The organism is Alteracholeplasma palmae J233 (assembly GCF_000968055.1).
In the GTDB taxonomy this organism is placed as follows: domain Bacteria; phylum Bacillota_I; class Bacilli_A; order Acholeplasmatales; family Acholeplasmataceae; genus Alteracholeplasma; species Alteracholeplasma palmae.
Window position 1 is genome coordinate 467233 of the sequence record NC_022538.1, and the last position, 19466, is coordinate 486698.

The 19466-nt window shown below is 29.4% G+C and carries 20 protein-coding genes and 1 riboswitch; of the genes, 16 read left to right on the top strand and 4 right to left on the bottom strand.

Features of this window, described 5'->3' with window-relative positions:
• Positions 1-5: 5 nt before the first annotated feature.
• Positions 6-1703 carry a ribonuclease J gene (locus BN854_RS02275; protein ID WP_045959704.1) on the bottom strand — a complete coding sequence of 566 codons (1698 nt, stop codon included), beginning with the start codon at positions 1701-1703 and terminating at the stop codon, positions 6-8.
• 95 nt (positions 1704-1798) lie between these two features.
• Between BN854_RS02275 and BN854_RS08015 the strand changes: the two genes are divergently transcribed.
• Both BN854_RS08015 and BN854_RS08020 read left to right on the top strand, forming a co-directional pair.
• On the top strand, positions 1799-2089 hold the full coding sequence (locus tag BN854_RS08015) for an HAD family hydrolase (protein WP_026657029.1): 291 nt from the start codon (positions 1799-1801) through the stop codon (positions 2087-2089).
• A gap of 20 nt (positions 2090-2109) precedes the next feature.
• A complete protein-coding gene (locus tag BN854_RS08020; RefSeq protein ID WP_026657030.1) occupies positions 2110-2574 on the top strand; it encodes an HAD family hydrolase in 465 nt (154 codons plus the stop codon).
• A 30-nt stretch (positions 2575-2604) separates the two neighbouring features.
• On the opposite strand, the gene BN854_RS02285 is transcribed toward BN854_RS08020, so the two are convergent.
• From BN854_RS02285 to BN854_RS02295, 3 genes are all read right to left on the bottom strand, one after another.
• Positions 2605-3741: a glycoside hydrolase family 88/105 protein gene (locus tag BN854_RS02285; RefSeq protein ID WP_026657031.1), complete on the bottom strand. Its 1137-nt coding sequence runs from the start codon at positions 3739-3741 to the stop codon at positions 2605-2607.
• 67 nt (positions 3742-3808) lie between these two features.
• Positions 3809-4297, bottom strand: a complete 489-nt coding sequence (gene coaD, locus BN854_RS02290; protein WP_026657032.1) for a pantetheine-phosphate adenylyltransferase — start codon at positions 4295-4297, stop codon at positions 3809-3811.
• Position 4298: 1 nt separating this feature from the next.
• The gene (locus BN854_RS02295; RefSeq protein WP_026657033.1) at positions 4299-4676 is read right to left on the bottom strand and encodes a Fur family transcriptional regulator; all 378 of its coding nucleotides are present in this window, start codon (positions 4674-4676) and stop codon (positions 4299-4301) included.
• A gap of 264 nt (positions 4677-4940) precedes the next feature.
• On the opposite strand from BN854_RS02295, the gene rimP reads away from it, so the two are divergent.
• From rimP to secA, 14 genes are all read left to right on the top strand, one after another.
• Positions 4941-5378: a ribosome maturation factor RimP gene (gene rimP / locus BN854_RS02300; protein WP_026657034.1), complete on the top strand. Its 438-nt coding sequence runs from the start codon at positions 4941-4943 to the stop codon at positions 5376-5378.
• Between the two features lie 14 nt (positions 5379-5392).
• On the top strand, positions 5393-6484 hold the full coding sequence (gene nusA / locus BN854_RS02305) for a transcription termination factor NusA (RefSeq protein WP_026657036.1): 1092 nt from the start codon (positions 5393-5395) through the stop codon (positions 6482-6484).
• A 23-nt stretch (positions 6485-6507) separates the two neighbouring features.
• Positions 6508-6771 carry an RNase P modulator RnpM gene (gene rnpM / locus BN854_RS02310; protein WP_026657043.1) on the top strand — a complete coding sequence of 88 codons (264 nt, stop codon included), beginning with the start codon at positions 6508-6510 and terminating at the stop codon, positions 6769-6771.
• On the top strand, positions 6764-7042 hold the full coding sequence (locus tag BN854_RS02315) for a L7Ae/L30e/S12e/Gadd45 family ribosomal protein (RefSeq protein WP_026657048.1): 279 nt from the start codon (positions 6764-6766) through the stop codon (positions 7040-7042). The genes rnpM and BN854_RS02315 overlap by 8 nt, the downstream gene beginning before the upstream one ends.
• A 15-nt stretch (positions 7043-7057) precedes the next feature.
• Positions 7058-8878, top strand: coding sequence for a translation initiation factor IF-2 (gene infB, locus BN854_RS02320; protein WP_026657055.1), 1821 nt, complete (start codon positions 7058-7060; stop codon positions 8876-8878).
• A 3-nt stretch (positions 8879-8881) separates the two neighbouring features.
• Positions 8882-9223, top strand: coding sequence for a 30S ribosome-binding factor RbfA (gene rbfA / locus BN854_RS02325; protein ID WP_026657062.1), 342 nt, complete (start codon positions 8882-8884; stop codon positions 9221-9223).
• A 97-nt stretch (positions 9224-9320) separates the two neighbouring features.
• On the top strand, positions 9321-11624 hold the full coding sequence (gene priA / locus BN854_RS02330) for a replication restart helicase PriA (protein ID WP_026657070.1): 2304 nt from the start codon (positions 9321-9323) through the stop codon (positions 11622-11624).
• A gap of 16 nt (positions 11625-11640) precedes the next feature.
• Positions 11641-12555, top strand: a complete 915-nt coding sequence (gene fmt, locus BN854_RS02335) for a methionyl-tRNA formyltransferase (RefSeq protein WP_026657078.1) — start codon at positions 11641-11643, stop codon at positions 12553-12555.
• An 11-nt stretch (positions 12556-12566) separates the two neighbouring features.
• Positions 12567-13142: a phosphatidylglycerophosphatase A family protein gene (locus tag BN854_RS02340; protein ID WP_026657083.1), complete on the top strand. Its 576-nt coding sequence runs from the start codon at positions 12567-12569 to the stop codon at positions 13140-13142.
• 18 nt (positions 13143-13160) lie between these two features.
• Positions 13161-14465, top strand: coding sequence for an HD-GYP domain-containing protein (locus BN854_RS02345; protein ID WP_026657091.1), 1305 nt, complete (start codon positions 13161-13163; stop codon positions 14463-14465).
• Between the two features lie 56 nt (positions 14466-14521).
• Positions 14522-14618: riboswitch (SAM riboswitch) on the top strand.
• A 54-nt stretch (positions 14619-14672) separates the two neighbouring features.
• A complete protein-coding gene (gene metK / locus BN854_RS02350) occupies positions 14673-15818 on the top strand; it encodes a methionine adenosyltransferase (RefSeq protein WP_045959709.1) in 1146 nt (381 codons plus the stop codon).
• A 19-nt stretch (positions 15819-15837) separates the two neighbouring features.
• Complete coding sequence (locus tag BN854_RS02355; protein WP_026657107.1) at positions 15838-16347, top strand: hypothetical protein; 510 nt, start codon at positions 15838-15840, stop codon at positions 16345-16347.
• Between the two features lie 186 nt (positions 16348-16533).
• A complete protein-coding gene (locus BN854_RS02360) occupies positions 16534-16986 on the top strand; it encodes an NUDIX hydrolase (RefSeq protein ID WP_026657115.1) in 453 nt (150 codons plus the stop codon).
• 17 nt (positions 16987-17003) lie between these two features.
• Positions 17004-19466, top strand: a complete 2463-nt coding sequence (secA, locus tag BN854_RS02365; RefSeq protein ID WP_026657122.1) for a preprotein translocase subunit SecA — start codon at positions 17004-17006, stop codon at positions 19464-19466.

Consider the following 19466-nt stretch of genomic DNA (forward strand, 5'->3'; position numbering starts at 1 on the left):
TTTAATTATTTAGCAATGTCCATTAATATTGGAATAATCATAGGTCTTCTTAAAGTTAACTCATAAATTTTAGGAGCTAAGAAATCTATAATATTTTGTTTTAGTTGAGTTTCATTGAACTCTTTTTTCTTTAATTGAATATCTAAATGTTTCTTTACATCACTAGATAAAGTTTGAATTAATTGTTCGTTACCCTTCATGTAGATAAATCCACGTGAAATAACAGTAGGAGCATTTAAAATCTTTTTCTTTTTAGAATCAAGACTTAAGATAACTGAGAATAAACCTTCCTCACTTAAAGCACGTCTTTCTTTTAAAACTGAACTACCTATATCACCGATTCCAGAACCATCAATATAAACATCACCAGCAGTAACTCTACCAGCATTTCTTAAACTATCTTTAGTAACCGCAGCGACATCACCATTATCCATAATAAGTATGTTATTAGGCTTAACACCGCACTCAATTGCAAGACGACTATGTTGTTTAAGCATTCTGTGTTCACCGTGCATTGGAATAAAGAATTTTGGTTTAATAAAACTTAACATGAGTTTTAAATCATTTTGGCTACCATGACCAGAAGTATGAGTATCTGCTAAAGGTCCGTGAGTAATTACGTTCACATCAGATCTAAATAATAAGTTAATTGTTTTATTAACGCCTTCTTGATTACCAGGAATTGGTGAAGAAGAGAAGATAACAGTATCACCTTTGATTGCCTTAATTTGTCTATGAGACCCATTTGCAATTCTACTTAAAGCCGCTAAGGGTTCACCTTGAGATCCTGTACATAATAAAGTAATTTCACTTGCTTTATATTTATTAATTTCATTAGCATCAATAATAGTACCTTTAGGTGCTTTAATATAACCGCTTTGTTGACCTGCTTCTAAAGCTCTTTCCATGCTTCTACCAAAAACAGCAACCTTTCTATTTGTTAAGATAGCAGCTTCTATAATTTGTTGAATTCTATATAAGTTAGAGGCAAATGTTGCAATAATGATTCTTCCTTCAATACGAGTGAAAAGTTCATTAATAGAACGTCCAACTTTACTTTCGGATTGGATTAAAACATCTTGTTCAGCATTAGTAGAATCAGATAGAAGGCATAAAACACCTTCAGAACCAATCTTAGCTAGTTTTTCATATTCAGCTGGTTTACCAACTGGAGTAAAATCAATCTTAAAGTCTCCAGTGTGGAATAATGTCCCTTGTTTCGTTTTAAATACAATACCAAACATATCCGGAATTGAGTGATTTAAACGAATAAATGAGATTTCAGTTCCATTAAATTGGTAATTGTAATAACTCTTATAACTTTCAATTTTTGGTGGTTTAATATCTTTATGTTCTAATAATTTATATTCAATTAAATCAATTGCTATACCAGAAGCATAAATTTTTGGAATTTTTACTTTTTTTAATAAGTAAGGTATCCCACCTATATGGTCTTCGTGACCATGTGTAATGAAAAGACCAACAATACGTTCTTCATTTTCTATTAAATATTGATAGTCAGGAATAACATAGTCTATTCCTAATAAGTGGTCATCTGGGAATAAAATTCCAGCATCCACGATAAATATTTGATCATCTATTTCATATACATAAGTGTTTTTACCAACTTCGCCTAAACCGCCTAAAGCGAAGATGCCTATTTCACCTTGTTTTAATAATACATTTTTTGCCAATATACTCACTCCTTATGAATCGCAATAAACTATTACTATTTTACTACAAAAAAACAAAAAATGATAGTAAGATAATTTATGTTATAATAATTTTGAGGTGTATTATGAAAAGAATAATATTTTTTGATGTGGATAATACCATATTAAGTAGTAAACAAAAGCAAATTTTACCGCAAACTAGAAAACTTCTTTTAGAACTTGCAAATGATAAAGATGTTATATTAGGTTTTGCCACTGGTAGAGGACCAAGTAAAGTGGATATATTAGGTGATATGGCCCCTTACTTTAAATATAGAATTTTAGTTAATGGTGCAGTAACAATGGATCAAGATAAAATTGTTTTTGAAGAATTCATTGATGCTAAAGATGTAGAAAGAATTGTAAAAAAACATTAAATGACAATATTAGTATAGGAATGGTTGGGTTTCATGAAGAAGCTGTAACCTTTGTCGATGAGTCAGTTATTTATGCACTAAAAGGATTCCAAACAACAAAGCCAGTTATTAATCCTGAGTTTTATTTAAATAATCACGTTTATCAAATTTGGCTTTTTAAAGAAGATAAAAATGAAATTAATGAGATCTTAAAGGACTTCCCAATGTTTAAGCCTTATTTTTGGCATTATGGTGGAGTGGATTTAGTATCCCCAACAGTCAATAAGGCAACCGCTATTAGAAAAATTAAGGAAAAGTATCCTGATTACCAATTGATTTGTGTTGGAGATGGGCATAACGATATAGAAATGTTAAAGTTAGCTGATATTGGGATTGCTATGGGTAATACCGGATACCCTGAATTAAAAGAAGTTGCTGATTTTGTAACGCCACATATAGAAGAAGATAAACTATATGATTTTTTTAAAGAAAATAAATTAATTTAAAAAATAAAAGTCCTGAAAAGGACTTTTAAACTATTTAGATATTTTTAAATATTCAACATAAGCCATTACTAAAGGACCGACACCTTTAGCATCATTCTTAACAATAGGTTCTGAAATATAATATTCAAATGTACCATCTCTTTTAGTATTTGATTCAGGACCAAGACCTACTGATAAACAAATATTTTCTAAATTCAAATCGCCATTAACTTCAGTTAGTTGTTTCTTGCAAGTCCCTTCAAAAATAGTTACTCCAATTGCTTCATAGGACTCATCCAAAATATGATTATTTGAAGCGTGTAAAATAGCGTATGCAATTAATAGTGTTCCGCTGGTTTCTAAATAATTTTCTGGTCTATCAGCCAAATCTATGACATGATAAAACATTTTAGACTCATAATCTTGGTATAAAAGAAGACCGTCAATGGCTTCTTTTAGTAAAGATGCTAAATACTCTTTGGATTTTATATCTTCTATATAAACAGAAACATCTGATAAAGCAGCCACATACCACCCCATCGCACGTAGCCAAAAATGTTTAGAAAGACCAGTTTTTTTATCTGCCCAAAAAAGGGTTTTAGATTCATCATAGCCTTGATAATATAGTTTTTTATTTTCATCAAACATAATTTTACGTACATTCTTGAATTGGTTGATAATATCTAAATAATTATTTTTTTGATTAAATTGCGTTTCATAAAGCGTATAGAAAGGTTGAAACATATATAGTCCATCTAACCATACTTGATCATGATACACTAATTTATGCCAAAAGTTACCTTCTTTAGTTCTAGGTTGACTTTTTAATTGTGAATAGGTGTGGTGGATAGCTTTTAAATATTTTTCTTTCTTAGTTAATTTGTATAAGTCAAATAAGACTCTACTATGTGCCAAATCATCAGCACTATATTTTTGTGGATCAAAGCCTCTAATAGTACCATCTTCAAATATATAGTAATCAACAAAATAGTCAACAAAATCTAGATATTTGGTATTGCTTGTTTGTTCATATAAAGAAAGAAGTGAGGTTGTCATACAACCATCAATGTGATTCCAGTTGTTTGGCTTACCTTTTTTTATAAGTTCAATATTCCAGTAAGGTTTATCGAAAGTAGAATTTAAAATCATTTTATCAATAAAGTGATCAATAGTTTTTTTTATATTCATTTGTTATCTCCGTTAAGCTTAATTATTTAAATTTTGTCAAAAATAAAAACAGTTTAAAAACTGTTTATTACTTATCTTTTTTATGAAATTTAGTTTCTACTAAATCAATTATCTCGTGAGGAACATAAAGTGAGATATCAGCATGGTGATAAACTAACTCTTTGATTCCAGAAGATGATACAAAGTGATTTTTTGAAGAAGGGAAAAGAATAATAGTTTCAATTTCTTTATTTAAATTTCTGTTAAATTGATATAAGGCATATTCATTTTCATAATCTTGAATATTTCTAAGACCTCTAACTAAAATACCAATATTGTTATTTTCTGCGTATCTTATAACTAAATCAGTAGTAGAACTGACAACAATATTTGGAATATCTTTTAAAACAAGTTTAAGCATATCAATGCGTTCTTGGGTTGTAAAAGTTTTTTTCTTTGTTAAATTATCAGCAACCACTACATGCAGTTCATCAACTAGGCTAGCAGCCCTTTTTATAATATCTACATGTCCAATTGTAATAGGATCAAAAGATCCAGGATAAACAGCTTTTATCATTTTATAGTCCTAACTTTACTTGACATTCATCACAGTAACCATATAAGGTCATATCATGATGTGTAATTTTAAAATGGTGTTCTTCAGAAACGGATGTTTCGATATGAGTTAATCCACAGTCAACAGGAATCATTTTATGACATTCTAGGCAAATCATATAATGATGGTGCTTAGAATCTGTTAAATAGTAATAGTTAGTATTATCAATTGTACTTCTAGAAATGATATCTTCTAAATTAAAAAGTTCTAAGTTTCTATAAACTGTTGATAGGTTCATTTCATTTTTTGGCAATAAATCATAAATCATTTCAGCATTTAAAGGTTTATTACTATTTTTAAAAATATCAAGAATCAGTTTTCTTTGTTTTGTCATTCTCATAAACGTACCACCTTTTTGTAGTATAACCATGAGAATATTATAACATAAAACAGCAAAATATTGCTAGTTAGATATACAGCAATCTAAAAAATAAACAGATAAAAATAAGCTTGTCATTATATCAAATTAAAAATGTTAGTTTTCAATAGTAATTATTGGTAGGAATTCTTTAAAAAGTTGTAAAATTTATAGAAAGTGATATAATTTATACGTAATGATGAGTGGGCTGATAAAATCCACTCATTTTAATTGAGGTGCTTAAAATTGAATTTTGATAAAATAACAAATATAATTACAGAAATATTAAAAGAACTTAATATGAAATTATACAGTATCAAGTTTAAAAATGAATTTGGAGCTCAAATTCTTGAAATACTTATTGATGAAGAAAATTTATCGCATGATATTATTGAACCTATCAATAATAAAATTATTGAAGCAGTGAGTGATGAACTTCCAGATAGCGTATTTTTAGAAGTTTCTAGTGTTGGGCTTGAAAGACCACTTAACAACATTGAAGAAGTTAAGGCTCATAAAGGTGGATTTCTTCATATTGTTTCAGATTTTTATAAAGGTGATGCAGTCTTAGAAGATGTTAAAGAAGATGTCTTAGTAATTGCAGCTAACCAAAAAGGTAGAAAAGTTATCAAAGAAATACCATATTCCAAAATATCTAAAATTAGAAAAGCCATTAAATTTTAAGGAGAACTATAAAAATGATTAGTAAAGATTTTTTTAATACAATCGAAGCGGTTGCTGATGAACGTGGATTAAATAAAGACCAAGTATTAGAAGCTTTTGAAAAAGGGCTTATTGCTGGTTGTAAAAAAGCGCATGGCGTAAGAAGCTGTAGAGTAGAAATAAAAGAAGATAAAAGTGAAATATTACTTTATAAACAATATTATGTTTTAGATGAAGATACATTAGAAGAAGATATGACATCTAACCCATTAAATAAAGAATATACATTTATCACTGTAGAAGATGCAAAAGAAATGAAAACACGCGTTAAACCAGGACAACTTATTGAAATTAAAGTTGACCCTAAAGATTTCAATTTATACGCAATTAAAGATTTTAAAAATAGATTTAATGAAGAATTGACAAACAAACAAAAAGAAACAATTTACAATCATTTTAAAGCAGTTGAACATGAGATGGTTACAGCTAGAGTTACTGATGTTGATGATAACTACTATAAATTGGAATTAGAAAAGGAAATGACTACTTTATTACCTAAAAAAGAAGCATTACCAAATGATGTATTCCACGTAAATGACAGAATCAAAGTTTATATAACTGAAGTTCAAAGCACAACTAAATGGCCAAAAGTATTTGTAAGTAGAGTACAAAATGGACTTATTACAAGATTATTAGAAGAATTAGTTCCAGAAATAAAAGAAGGAATTATCTCAATTATGGGTATTTCAAGAGATGCTGGAGATCGTAGTAAAATTGGTGTCCGTTCAGAAGATCCAAAAGTTGATCCAATTGGAGCATGCGTTGGTGAAGGCGGACAAAGAATTAGAGAAATCGTTAAAGCTATTAGTGGAGAAAAAATTGATTTATTCCGCTGGAGTGATAATGAACAAGAACTAATTGCTAATGCATTACAACCTGCTAAAGTTGTTGCAGTTACAAAAGTAAATCCAAAAGAAAAGAGTGCACTTGCAATTGTCCCAGATGATCAATTATCACTTGCAATTGGTAAATTAGGACAAAATGTTAAACTAGCTGTTCAAGCATCTGGTTGGAGCATTGACATTAAATCAGAAACACAAGCTCAACAAGAAGGAATTATTTATTAAAATAAAAATTAAGAGGTGATTTAATGAAAATTAAAAAACAGCCTTTAAGAACATGTGTTGTAACAAAAGAAGTTAAAGATAAAAAAGAACTTATTAGAGTTGCAGCAACCAAAGAAGGAAAAGTATCCGTTGATAAAACTGGAAAAGCTCAAGGTAGAGGTGCTTATTTAACACTTTCTAAGAAAGTGATTGAATTAGCTAAAAAATCAAAAGCTCTAGATAAAAAATTAGAAGTAACAGTTCCTGATGAAATATATGAAGAACTATTAGGCTTAGCAAATGAATAAAACATTAGGCTTAGCATACATTGCTAAAAAGGTAGTTGTAGGGACTGACTTTGTTGTTGAATCTCTTAGAAAAAAGAAATTGTTTCTAGTAGTTATCGCAACAGATGCTTCAGATAATACAAAGAAGAAAATTTATGATAAATCAAAAACTTATGAAACACAAGTAATAGAAAGACTAAATAGTGAGGAGCTTTCCAAGGCTATTGGAATGCATAATGTTAAAGTTATCGGCATCTTAGATAAAGGATTTAGTGATCTATTAGTCAAATAGAAGGAGTGAATAACTATGGCCAAAAAAGCGGCAAAAAAGGAAGTTAGAAAGTCTAATATTCCAGTAAAAAAAGAAGTTAAAACAGGAGATGACAAGGTGTATATAATTAAAGCAGAGAATACTGTTTTAGATATTGCACAAGGATTTGGAATATCAAATGCTGTTTTAATTAAAAAATTAATGCAATACGGCATGATGGCTAGTGTAAATCAAACCTTAGATAGAGAAACTATTGAATTATTGGCACTTGATTTTAATGTTAAAGTAGAAGACGAAGTCATTACTGATGCTACTCGTTATGATGAAATCGAAATCGTTGATGATCCAAAAGATTTAGTAAAAAGACCACCAATTATTACCATCATGGGACACGTTGACCATGGTAAAACTACACTATTAGATGCTATTAGAAAAGCTAGAGTAGTTGAAGGAGAAGCAGGTGGAATTACACAACATATAGGTGCTTACCAAGTTAACTGGAATGGCGATAAAATTACATTTATCGATACTCCAGGACATGCTGCTTTCACTGAAATGAGAGCACGTGGAGCTAAAGTAACAGATATATGTATCTTAGTTGTTGCGGCTGATGATGGTGTAATGCCTCAAACAGTTGAAGCTTTAGAACACGCTAAAGCAGCTAAAGTTCCAATAATAGTTGCAGTTAATAAAGTTGATAAACCAACAGCTAACCCAGAAAATGTAATGAACGAATTATCTAATTATGATTTACTACCAGAAGCATGGGGAGGAAAAACTCCATATGTTATGGTATCTGCATTAAAACGTCAAGGATTAGATGAATTATTAGATGTTATTCTTTTATTAAGTGAAATTGAAGAATATAAAGCTAACCCAAACAGATTAGCTAAAGGTACTATTATTGAAGCAAGTTTAGATAAATCACGTGGACCAGTAGCAACTTTTATTGTTGAAACAGGAACTTTAAAAGTCGGAGATATTGTTGTTGCCGGCAATACATACGGTAAAGTTAGAACAATGACAGATGACTTAAAACGTCGTTATGAAGAAGCGGGACCTGCTTCACCGGTTGAAGTAACAGGATTAAATACTGTTCCTCAAGCTGGAGATATCTTTATGGCATTTAGTGATGAAAAAACAGCTAGACAAATAGCTGCAACAAGAGAAGCAAGAGATAGAGAAAACGAACGCAAATTTACTAAAGCTAAGAGCTTAGATAGTATGTTTAGCAATTTAGAAGATACTGAAAAAGTATTAAACATCGTTTTAAAAGGTGATGTTCAAGGATCTATTGAAGCCTTAAAAGGAATGTTAGCTAAAATAGATATCGATGGATTCCATGCAAACTTAGTTAGAGCTGGTGTTGGTGCAATATCTGAAAGCGATGTTACATTAGCTAAAGCTTCTGATGCTATTTTAATTGGATTCAATGTTAGACCAAATGCTGCTGTTAGAAGTTTAGCAGAAAACGAAGGCGTTGAATTAAGATTATATAATGTAGTTTATCGTATTATAGAAGACATTGAAAAAGCCTTAAAAGGAATGTTAGAACCAACATTTGAAGAAGTTGTAACAGGACAAATCGAAGTAAGAGAAACATTTAAAGTAAGTAAAATTGGAACGATTGCAGGATGTTATGTAACAGATGGCTATGTAGCAAAAGATGCTTTAGTCAGAGTAGTTAGAGATGGAATTGTTGTTTATGAAGGTAAATTAGCTTCATTAAAGAGATTTAAAGATGATGTTAAAGAGGTTAGAAAAGGTTTTGAATGCGGACTTTCAGTAGAAGACTTTAATGATATTAAAGTTGGTGATATAATAGAAGCATCTAAATTAGAAGAAGTGGAGGCTTAAAATATGGGAATTACAACTGATAGACTAAGTAGTTTGATTCAAAGAGAAGTTGCTGTAATCATTAATAACGTTATTAAAAATCCAACAGTAGGGTACATTAATATTACAGAGGTTAAAGTAACTAAAGATTTATCATACGCAACTATCTTTTATACAGTATTAAGTGATGAAAAAGAAACCATTGAATTAGCAGCTTCAGTGATTGAAGAAAAGAAAATAGCAATCCGTATGGAATTAGCTAAAAAAATCAGAAATATCAGAAAAATACCTGACTTAATTTTCAAGTATGACGAAGCATTGGCATACGGAAATAAGATTGATAGTATCCTAAAATCAATTAAATAATTTAACAGGAGAGCCGTTTTCATGAATGGCTCTTTTTTCTGCCTCAAGAAGGCTATAATCATACTGATTATGCTATAATAAAATAGGTGAAGATAAAATGATAGCACAAATAGTAATTGATTTAAAAGCATCAGAATTAAATAAATATTATGATTATATCATTCCTGAAGCTATGCAGCTTGATCTAAAAAAAGGAATGAGAGTGATTGTGCCATTTGGTAATATGAAAAGACTTGGCTACATCATTAATTTAATTCCTGAAAGCACTCAAGCAACAAGAAAAATTGAAAAAATACTAGATATCACCCCTTCTATTGATGAAGAACTTTTTTTGATTGCTGATTATTTATTAAAAACTCCTTTTAGTTTAATGAGTGCAGTTTATCAAACTATTTTACCAAAAGAACTATTACTAAACTATCAGAAGAAGATAACTATTTTAGACTCAAGTAAAATAGATGATGAAATAATTAAAAAATTTAATAAGAAAAATGAGTGGATACTTACAAATAAAGATGAAGAAACATTTTATAATTCTTTAAAAAAGTTAAAAGAAAACAATGCTATAGATATTACTACTATAATTAAACAAAAAGAAGTAGAAAAATACGAAACTAACTATAAAATAAACTATCAAACACATGAAAAATTGACAGTAAAGCAACAACTTATTTTAGAACTTAATAAACAAGAAATTACTAGAAAAGAAGCACTAGAAATACTATCTCCAAGTATTATTAAAAGTCTTATTTCAAAAAATGTGCTTATTCCAGAATTGATTACATCAAATAGAGCAGTCACTCATATCTTTGACTTAGAAGATAAAAAAATTATTCTAAACAGTGATCAACAAAAAGAATATGAAAAAGTTAATTTAAATAAATATGAAACATATCTTTTATATGGTGTCACAGGATCTGGTAAAACAGAAATTTATTTAAAATTAATAGAAGACACTTTAAATAATCATAAAAAGGCATTAATCTTAGTCCCAGAAATTATGCTAATTGGACCATTTGCACAGAGGTTAAAATCAAAATTTGATGAGAGCATTGTTTCTATCTTACATAGCAATCTTAATTCAGGTCAAAAATATGATGAATATCAAAAAATTAAAAATAACAAAGCTAAAATTATATTAGGAACTAGAAGTGCTATTTTTTCTCCAATAAGTGATCTTGGAATCATCATTATTGATGAAGAGCAAGATGACTCATATATACAAGATGACACAGTTTCTTATGATACAAGACAAATTGCACAAACAAGAGCCAAATACCATCAAATACCGCTTTTATTAGGAAGTGCAAGCCCTTCTGTAGAAACCTTTTATAAAGCAACAAACAAAGAATATAAACTTTTAAAACTAACTAAAAGAGCTCTTGTAAATCATTTGCCAAACGTCAAACTCATTGATATGAGAGAAGAACTTAAAAAAGGTAACTTAACCCCATTTTCTACAGAACTAAAGTCGCAAATAGAAGAAAAACTTTCTAAAAATGAACAAATTATATTATTCATGAACAGAAAAGGATATTCTCCTTTTGTTATGTGTAGACACTGTGGAAATGTTCCTAAATGCCCGGATTGTCAGATAAGTCTAACTTATTATAAAAATAAAAATATTTTAAAATGCCAACATTGTGGCTATGAAGAACCCTTTTCAAAAGAGTGCACTGTTTGTAAAAAAAACACAGTTAAAGAAGTTGGTGTTGGCATTGAGTATATCGAACAAGAACTACATAAACACTTTAATGCTAAAGTACTTAGATTAGATGCAGATACAACTAGTAAAAAAAATAGTCATGAACATATTTGGGATGATTTTAAAAATCATAAGGCAGACATACTATTAGGCACACAAATGGTTGCTAAAGGACTTGACTTTTCTAATGTTACTTTAGTTGGGATTATCATGGCAGATGGATTATTAAAAGTTCCTAGTATCAAAGCAGTAGAAAAAACATTCCAACTTATCTTACAAGCATCAGGAAGATCAGGCAGAAGTAAAAAAGGTGATGTGGTTATTCAATCTTATGATATTAATCACTATGCTATAAAAACTGCAAGCACTCTTAATAATGAGGAGTTTTTCAAACAGGTCTTATTTGAAAGAAAAATTCAAAAAATGCCACCTTTTAAAAAAGTGAGTCAGTTATTAATAGAACATCCATCATATTTAAAAACATATCAAATAGCCGATAGGATAAAAATATTACTCTCAAAAACAATGATTGTGTTAGGACCAACGCCATCACTTATTCAAAAAAGAGATAATAAATATAGAGTTTTGTTAACTTTAAAATATGATACAATAGATAAGAAAATAGAAGAAGAAATTAACAATTTTAAAGATGTAGAAACTAAAATTTATTTTAGTCAATTTGCTACGTTAATTTAAGAAAGAAGGAAATTATATGATAGTATTTATGGGAACGCCAGAGTTTTCAGTGCCAATTTTAAAAATGTTACTGGATAAAAAATATCCAGTTGGGCTAGTAGTAACTCAACCAGATAAAAAAGTTGGTAGAAAACAAGTTGTAACACCATCACCAGTAAAACAACTAGCAGAATCATATGGTGTCAAAGTTTATCAACCAGAAAAATTATCAAAAGAATATCAATACATTTTAGATCTAAAACCAGAATTAATTATAACAGCAGCTTATGGTCAAATTCTTCCTAAAGCTTTATTAGAAGAAGTGCCAGCAATTAATATCCATGGATCTTTACTCCCTAAATATAGAGGAGGAGCACCTATTCAATATGCACTCTTTGAAGCAGAAGAAAAAACGGGTGTTACCTTAATGGAAATGGTTTATAAAATGGATGCTGGTGATATGATAGAAAAAAAAGAAGTTCTTATTTCAGAATCTGATAACTACCAAACATTATCACAAAAATTAAGCACTATTGGAAAAGAATTACTTGAAGAAAATATTGATAAAATATTAAAGAAACAATATAAAAAAGAAAAGCAAGATGAAGCACTTGTAACATTTGCGTATACGATAAAAAAAGAAGAAGAAAAAATAGATTGGAATAAAGAAACTAAGTTTGTTTTAGGCCATATAAAAGGCTTATCTCCTCAAACAGGAGCTTATACTGAAATAAAAAATGAGAAGTTAAAAATATATAATGCACAAAAAAGTGATATAATATTAGATGAAATGCCAGGGACAATTTTAATTCAAGATAAAAAAATATTAGTAGCGACTAAAAACGGTACAGTAGAAATCTTAGAAATCCAACAACAAGGCAGAAAAATATTAACAACAAAAGTATTTTTAAACGGACAATCACTTATAAAAACAGGTGATAAATTCCAATAGGAGGAAGAATCATGAATAATACTAAGAAAAAATTATTATATACACAAGAAGAAATGCTAAGAATTAACAAAGAAACACTAGCAAGACGTGGAGTTAAAGTAAGTGAAATAGCTGAAATAGCTTATCGCCAACAGTCTAAATATACAGAAGGCGTATCATTAGAATTATGTGTCCAATCAGTTGAAAGAATATTATCTTTTAGAGATATCTTCCACCATGTTCAGTTAGCTTCTGAAATTGATAGACTAGCAGAAGAAAAATTATTCAAAGGTCCTATTCAAGATATCTTATATGAAGATTTAGGATTATTTGGAATTGATGAGTTAATGGGTATTGATGTCGCTGGTAACTATGGTACAATTGGAGTAACTAACTTTGGTGAAATAGATGTTAATAAACAAGGCATAGTTTCATTTTTAAATGAAGAAGGTAAAAAAGAAGGCAAATGTCATACATTCTTAGATGATATTGTCGGTAGTATCGCAGCAGCAGCTTCTACAAGAGTTGCTCAAATCATGAGTGAAGAAACTGCTCATGAAAGTGATGCATATGAAAAAACAACTATTTACGATTATATAGAAAAATAATGATTAAGAGGGGTTCGTATGAAACATGATAAAATCCCAAAAAGTAAAAAAGTAAAAACGCTTGGCAGAAATCTTTTTGCCAAGTTTTTTGGTTTTGATCAAGGAATAGATATTGCTCAAGATGTAGCTGTTTTACATAGAAGAAATATTGTTATTAAAAACATTATTTTCATGTCTAATATCCTTTATTCACTTATCTTTTTTGCGGTTTCTTTAAATAGTCAAAATCAAAGTGACTGGTTAGTAACTGTTTTATTCTTTCCACTTACCTATGCAATCAATAAATTATTAAAAACACTTATTGCCCAAGATAAAAATGATAAAACAAAACAACAAGTAGCAATGTATGTTGCATCATTTTATATGTTTTTATCCTCAATTCTTGTTTATATTAAAGTATACCCGCAAGATAGTCATTTAGAAACACCTGCATATACACTTATTTATTATGCATTAGTAGTTATTTCTTTATACCAAGATAAAAAATTATTGAGTAGTTCGTTTTTGAGTATGTTAACAATTTTAACAATGATTCACTTTGTTCTTACGTATAATATTATCGAGATGAAATTATCTATTCAACAGTTTTTTGAAGCATTTATTACAAGGCCAGAATTTAGTGATATTGTCTTAAGAACAGTTTTGTTTATTGTATTTTATCTAGTTGTTTATGTCATTGTTTCTATCGGTCAACAACTACAAGAAGAAAGAAAAAAAGAACTTGTTAAAAGAAGACAAGTTCAAGATGACTTTTCTCATATTGTTTCTAATTTATTTTCAGTTGTCTTTTCATCATCATATACTCTACTAGATGCTAAGCATGCAAATCAGGTTTTAGCTATAGCTAATAAACTGGCAGAATACTACAACTTACCAGAAGAGGAAAAACAAGATTTAAATTTATATGCATTAGTACACTTACAGTATGATGAAATCAGACAAGTAATGAATCAAGAAGAAACATTAGATGAAATTAACTATCAAAAAATTAAAGAAAAAACTGAACTTGGCGCTAAAATAGCAAGAAGGCTACAATTAGCACAAAAAACTGAAGATATTGTCAGAGCTCATCTAGAAGGATCGGCTAATGAAACATTTAAGCAAAATATGCTTAAAATACAACCAGATATTCATGCTCAAATTATTTTATTATCAGATATCTATGTAACATTAAGAAATGTTAAGCCATATAAAAGACCATACTCACATGCTGCTAGTATGGAAATATTCACTAAAGAGTTAGTTGAATATTTTGATTATAAACTGCAAGAAAGATTTTTAAAGTATGATACAGAAATAAAAGAATTATATAATAGCTTTTAATACTTTACAAAACATATAAAATGTAGTATGATAAGTTGCGATTAAAAATAACTATATACTTATTAAGAGCTATCGAGGCGTCAGTGGCCTGTGAAGTAGCAGCAACCTATTTAATTAGGTGCTTACCACTAGGGGGAAACCCATCAATAAGGAAACATTGGCTTTCCTCTGGGAAGCCACTTTTTTTTGAAGAAAGAAGGAGAAATTATGTACCAATTATTTACAAGTGAGTCAGTTACTAAAGGGCATGCAGATAAAGTTTGTGATCAAATATCAGATGCTATTTTAGATGCTATACTAAGTCAGGATAAAGATTCAAGAGTTGCTGTTGAAACAGCAGTAACTACTAATACAGTAGTTGTTTTTGGAGAAATAACTACTAAAGCTTCTATTAATGTAGAAGAAATTGTTAGAAAAACAATCAAATCTATTGGATATGATAAAAAAGAATACTTATTTTCATATGATACAGTAGAAATTATCAACCGATTACATGAACAATCACCAGATATTGCCATGGGTGTTGATAAAGAAGACCAAGGTGCTGGAGACCAAGGATTAATGTTTGGTTTTGCTAAAAATGATAACGAACAATTAATGCCCTTACCAATTGCCTTATCACATGAATTAGCATTACGATTAACAAAAGTTAGAGAAGAAAATATTGTTAAAGGCTTAAGACCAGATGGTAAAACTCAAGTAACAATTGCTTATGATGAAAACAATAAACCATTATTTATTGATTCAGTAGTTTTATCAACTCAACATGATGAAGATATTACTCAAGAACAATTACATAAAGAAATTAAGAAAAATGTCTTTGATGTTGTTTTACCTAAAGAATTAATTACATCTGATACAAAATACTTTATTAATCCAACAGGAAGATTCGTTATTGGTGGGCCAAATGGAGATTCAGGATTAACAGGTAGAAAAATTATCGTTGACACATACGGTGGATATTCACGCCATGGTGGTGGGGCATTTAGTGGTAAAGACCCTTCGAAAGTAGATAGAAGTGCTGCATATATGGCAAGATATTTAGCTAAAAACATTGTAGCATCAAAAATAGCAGAAACTTGTGAAATTCAATTAGCTTATGCTATTGGTGTTGCAAAACCTGTTGGAGTTTATGTAGATACTTTTAATACTGGAAAAGTATCTGATGAAAAAATATTAGAAGTTATCTTAGAAAACTTTGACTTAAGACCTAAAAAAATCATAGACTATTTAGAACTTAAAAATCCTATATATCAAAAGACAGCATCTTACGGTCATTTTGGTAGAACAGATGTTTTACTTCCTTGGGAAAAAACAGATAAAGTAAGTATATTTAAGAATCTTGCTAAGTAGAAAGATTAGGAGAAAATAGATGGTTTTACCAATATATTTGAATATGCTTATTGTGAGTAGTATTATTTTTTCAGTAATCATTATAGCCATACTTATTTGTATAATATTTTATGTGATAGCGTTAAAATCAATTCAAAAATCAGAAAAAAGAGTCCTTGAAGTAAAAACTAAGATTGATTTAGTTTTACTTAAAAAGTATGATATATATCAAAAAATGAATGATATTATTAACAAAACTGATTTGGAAATAGAGAAAAAAGATTTGTCTGCTATGGTTGATAAATCTTTATATGTAGCTTGTTTAAATGATTTAATAGAACAGATGCTAGAACAACAAGTAATTAAAGAGACTCACAATTACTCTAGTATTAAAGAAAAAAGTATTGAAATTCAAGAAGAATTAATTTGTGTACAAAAAAACTATAATATGCTTGTTTCTATATATAACCAAAAAATTAGCAAATTCCCGTTTATTATAGTATCTAAAAAAAAGAGACTCGTAAAACAAGAGTATTTTGAATTAAGATAACATTAAAAAATAAACTCTAGTACTATATTTGTAAAGAATATAGGATGAGAGTTTTTTTGTTTTAGTTATCACCTTATTTTTAAAGTAAAAACTGCTAAATGTGGTAAAATATTTATAGGTATCGTAAATAAAATGGTTAAAGTCTACAGTTTTTTAACTCATTTTTAATTTTTAAGGAGTTCTGTTATGGGCTATGTCAAGACAATTCGCAAGAAAATAGGCAATGATCCGCTTTTTATGCCATGTGTTGCGGCAATTATTTATAAAGATAAAAAAATCTTATTACAAAAAAGAACAGATTTTAAACTTTGGGGACTTCACGGAGGATCCATGGAATTAGGTGAAACATTCTTAGATACTCTAACAAGAGAAGTAAAAGAAGAAACTAATCTAACACCTATTGATATATCTGTTTTTAATGTATATGCAGGAAAAGATTTTGTCTTACATTATCCTAATAACGATGTTTCATATCTTGTTATCCAAAGTTTTATTATCACGGAAGTAAAAGGCGATATGAAAGCACAAAAAAGCGAACTATCAGAATTAAAATGGTTTAAACTTAATGAAATACCTTGGGACAAACTTGTTCCACAAGACAAAAAAATCATAGAAGATTTTCTTCAAACTAAAAACTAATTAAGGAAGTGGCATGAGTGTTTAAAAATTTATTCAGTTCAACAAAAAAAGAATTAAAAATTGCTAGAAAATTAGCAGACAAAGTTTTTTCACTTGAAAGTCAAATGGCTGTATTAAGTGATGAAGAAATTAGAAATAAAACACAAGAATACAAACAAAGATTTAATGCAGGCGAAACACTTGATGATCTTTTACCAGAAGCATATGCATTAGTAAGAGAAGCTTCAAAAAGAGTTTCACATAAAACACCATATTATGTACAAGTATTAGGTGCTATCGCAATACATCATGGAAATATAGCAGAAATGAAAACAGGTGAAGGTAAAACTTTAACATCAGTTATGCCAGCATACTTAAATGCTTTAAACGGCCTAGGCGTTCATATTGTAACTGTAAATGAGTATCTAGCAAAACGTGAAGCTGAAGGCGAAATTGGAGATATTTTTAGATTTTTAGGGCTAACAGTAGGTTTAAACTTAAGAGAATTATCAAGTGAAGATAAAAAAGATGCATATAGTGCAGATGTCTTATATTCAACAAATAGTGAATTAGGATTTGATTATTTACGTGATCACATGGTTTTATATGCAGGTGAAATGGTTGCTCAAAGAGGGTATAATTTTGCCATTGTCGATGAAGTTGACTCTATTTTAATTGATGAAGCAAGAACACCGTTAATTATTTCTGGTGGTGCTAAAAACACGCAAAACTTATATGAACAAGCAGATAGATTTGCAAAATCACTTAAAGAAGATGAATATGAAATTGATATTGAAACTAAGACAATTGAACTATCAGAAGCTGGTATAAATAGAGCTGAATCTGTATTCCAGATTAGTAATTTATATGATTTGAGAAATGTCTCATTACTACATCATATCAATAATGCATTAAGAGCTAATTATATTATGGCACGCGACAAAGAATACGTTGTTGATGGTGGAGAAGTTTTAATTGTTGATCAATTTACAGGACGTATTTTAAGAGGACGTCAATTTAGTGAAGGATTACACCAAGCACTAGAAGCAAAAGAAAATGTAGATGTGAAAAAAGAAACAGTTACTGTTGCGACTATCACTTATCAAAACTTCTTTAGAATGTATAAAAAATTATCTGGGATGACTGGTACTGCTAAAACAGAAGAAGATGAATTTAGAGATATCTATAATATGGAAGTTATTGAAATTCCTACGAATCTACCAGTTATTAGAAAAGATGAAACAGATTATTTATATGCAACAATAGAAGAAAAATTTGATGCATTAATTAAAGAAGTAAAAGAAAGACATGAAAAAGGGCAACCTATGTTAATTGGAACGGTTGCGGTTGAAACATCAGAAATAATTTCTATGTTACTAAGAAAAAATAGAATTCCCCATGAAATATTGAATGCTAAGAACCACGAAAGAGAAGCTGAAATCATTGCTAAAGCAGGTCTTAAAAACGCAGTTACAATCGCTACAAATATGGCTGGACGTGGGACTGATATTAAGCTTGGTGAAGGTGTTGTAGAATTAGGTGGATTAGCAGTTTTAGGAACAGAAAGACATGAATCTAGACGTATTGATAATCAGTTAAGAGGGCGTGCTGGTAGACAAGGAGATCCTGGATATTCAAGATTCTTTGTATCAGGTGAAGATGAATTACTTGTTAGATTTACTGGAGAAAGATTTAAATCAATTGTGAAACAAATGAGTAAAATTAACGGTCCAGGTGAACCAATATCTTCTAAGATGCTTTCTAAGTTTGTTACAAATGCTCAAAAAAGAATAGAAGGTAATAACTACGACACACGTAAAAACGTATTAAAATATGATGATGTGTTAAGAGTTCAAAGAGAAATTATTTACGGACAAAGAAAAGACGTCTTGACTTTAGAATCTATTGAAGATAAAGTAATTAAAATGATTGAGGCAACAATAGAAAATGAAGTGTCACCTTTTATAACTGAAGTTGGACGTAACAAATACGAAATTGATGATGAAGGATTGGTAAATCATCTTGAATCAACTCTTTTCTATAAAGATACATTTGACTTAAACGAATTAAAAAAACTAGATGAAGATGAATTAATTAGCCTTATTACAAGTGAAGCTTTAAAGGAATTAGAAGCTAAAAAAGCAGCAACCCCTATTGAAGTATATAATGAGTTTTTAAAAGTTATTATGCTTAGAATGATTGATACATATTGGATGAGACACATTGATGTAATGAGTGAGTTAAGACAAGGTGTAAGATTACAAGCATACGGACAACAAAATCCACTTATTATTTACCAACAAGAAGGTAAGCGATTATTTGATGAAATGATTGAAAATATCGCAAAAGATGTTACAAAATATGCAATCATGGCCCGCATTCAAGTGAATGTGACAAGAGAAGCTGTAGTTAAAGGCGCTAAGGCTGCTGATAATGCAGAAGAAAAAGACAAGAAACAAAGAGTAAGAAAAAACAGAGGCAAAACAGCGCCTTGGAGATAA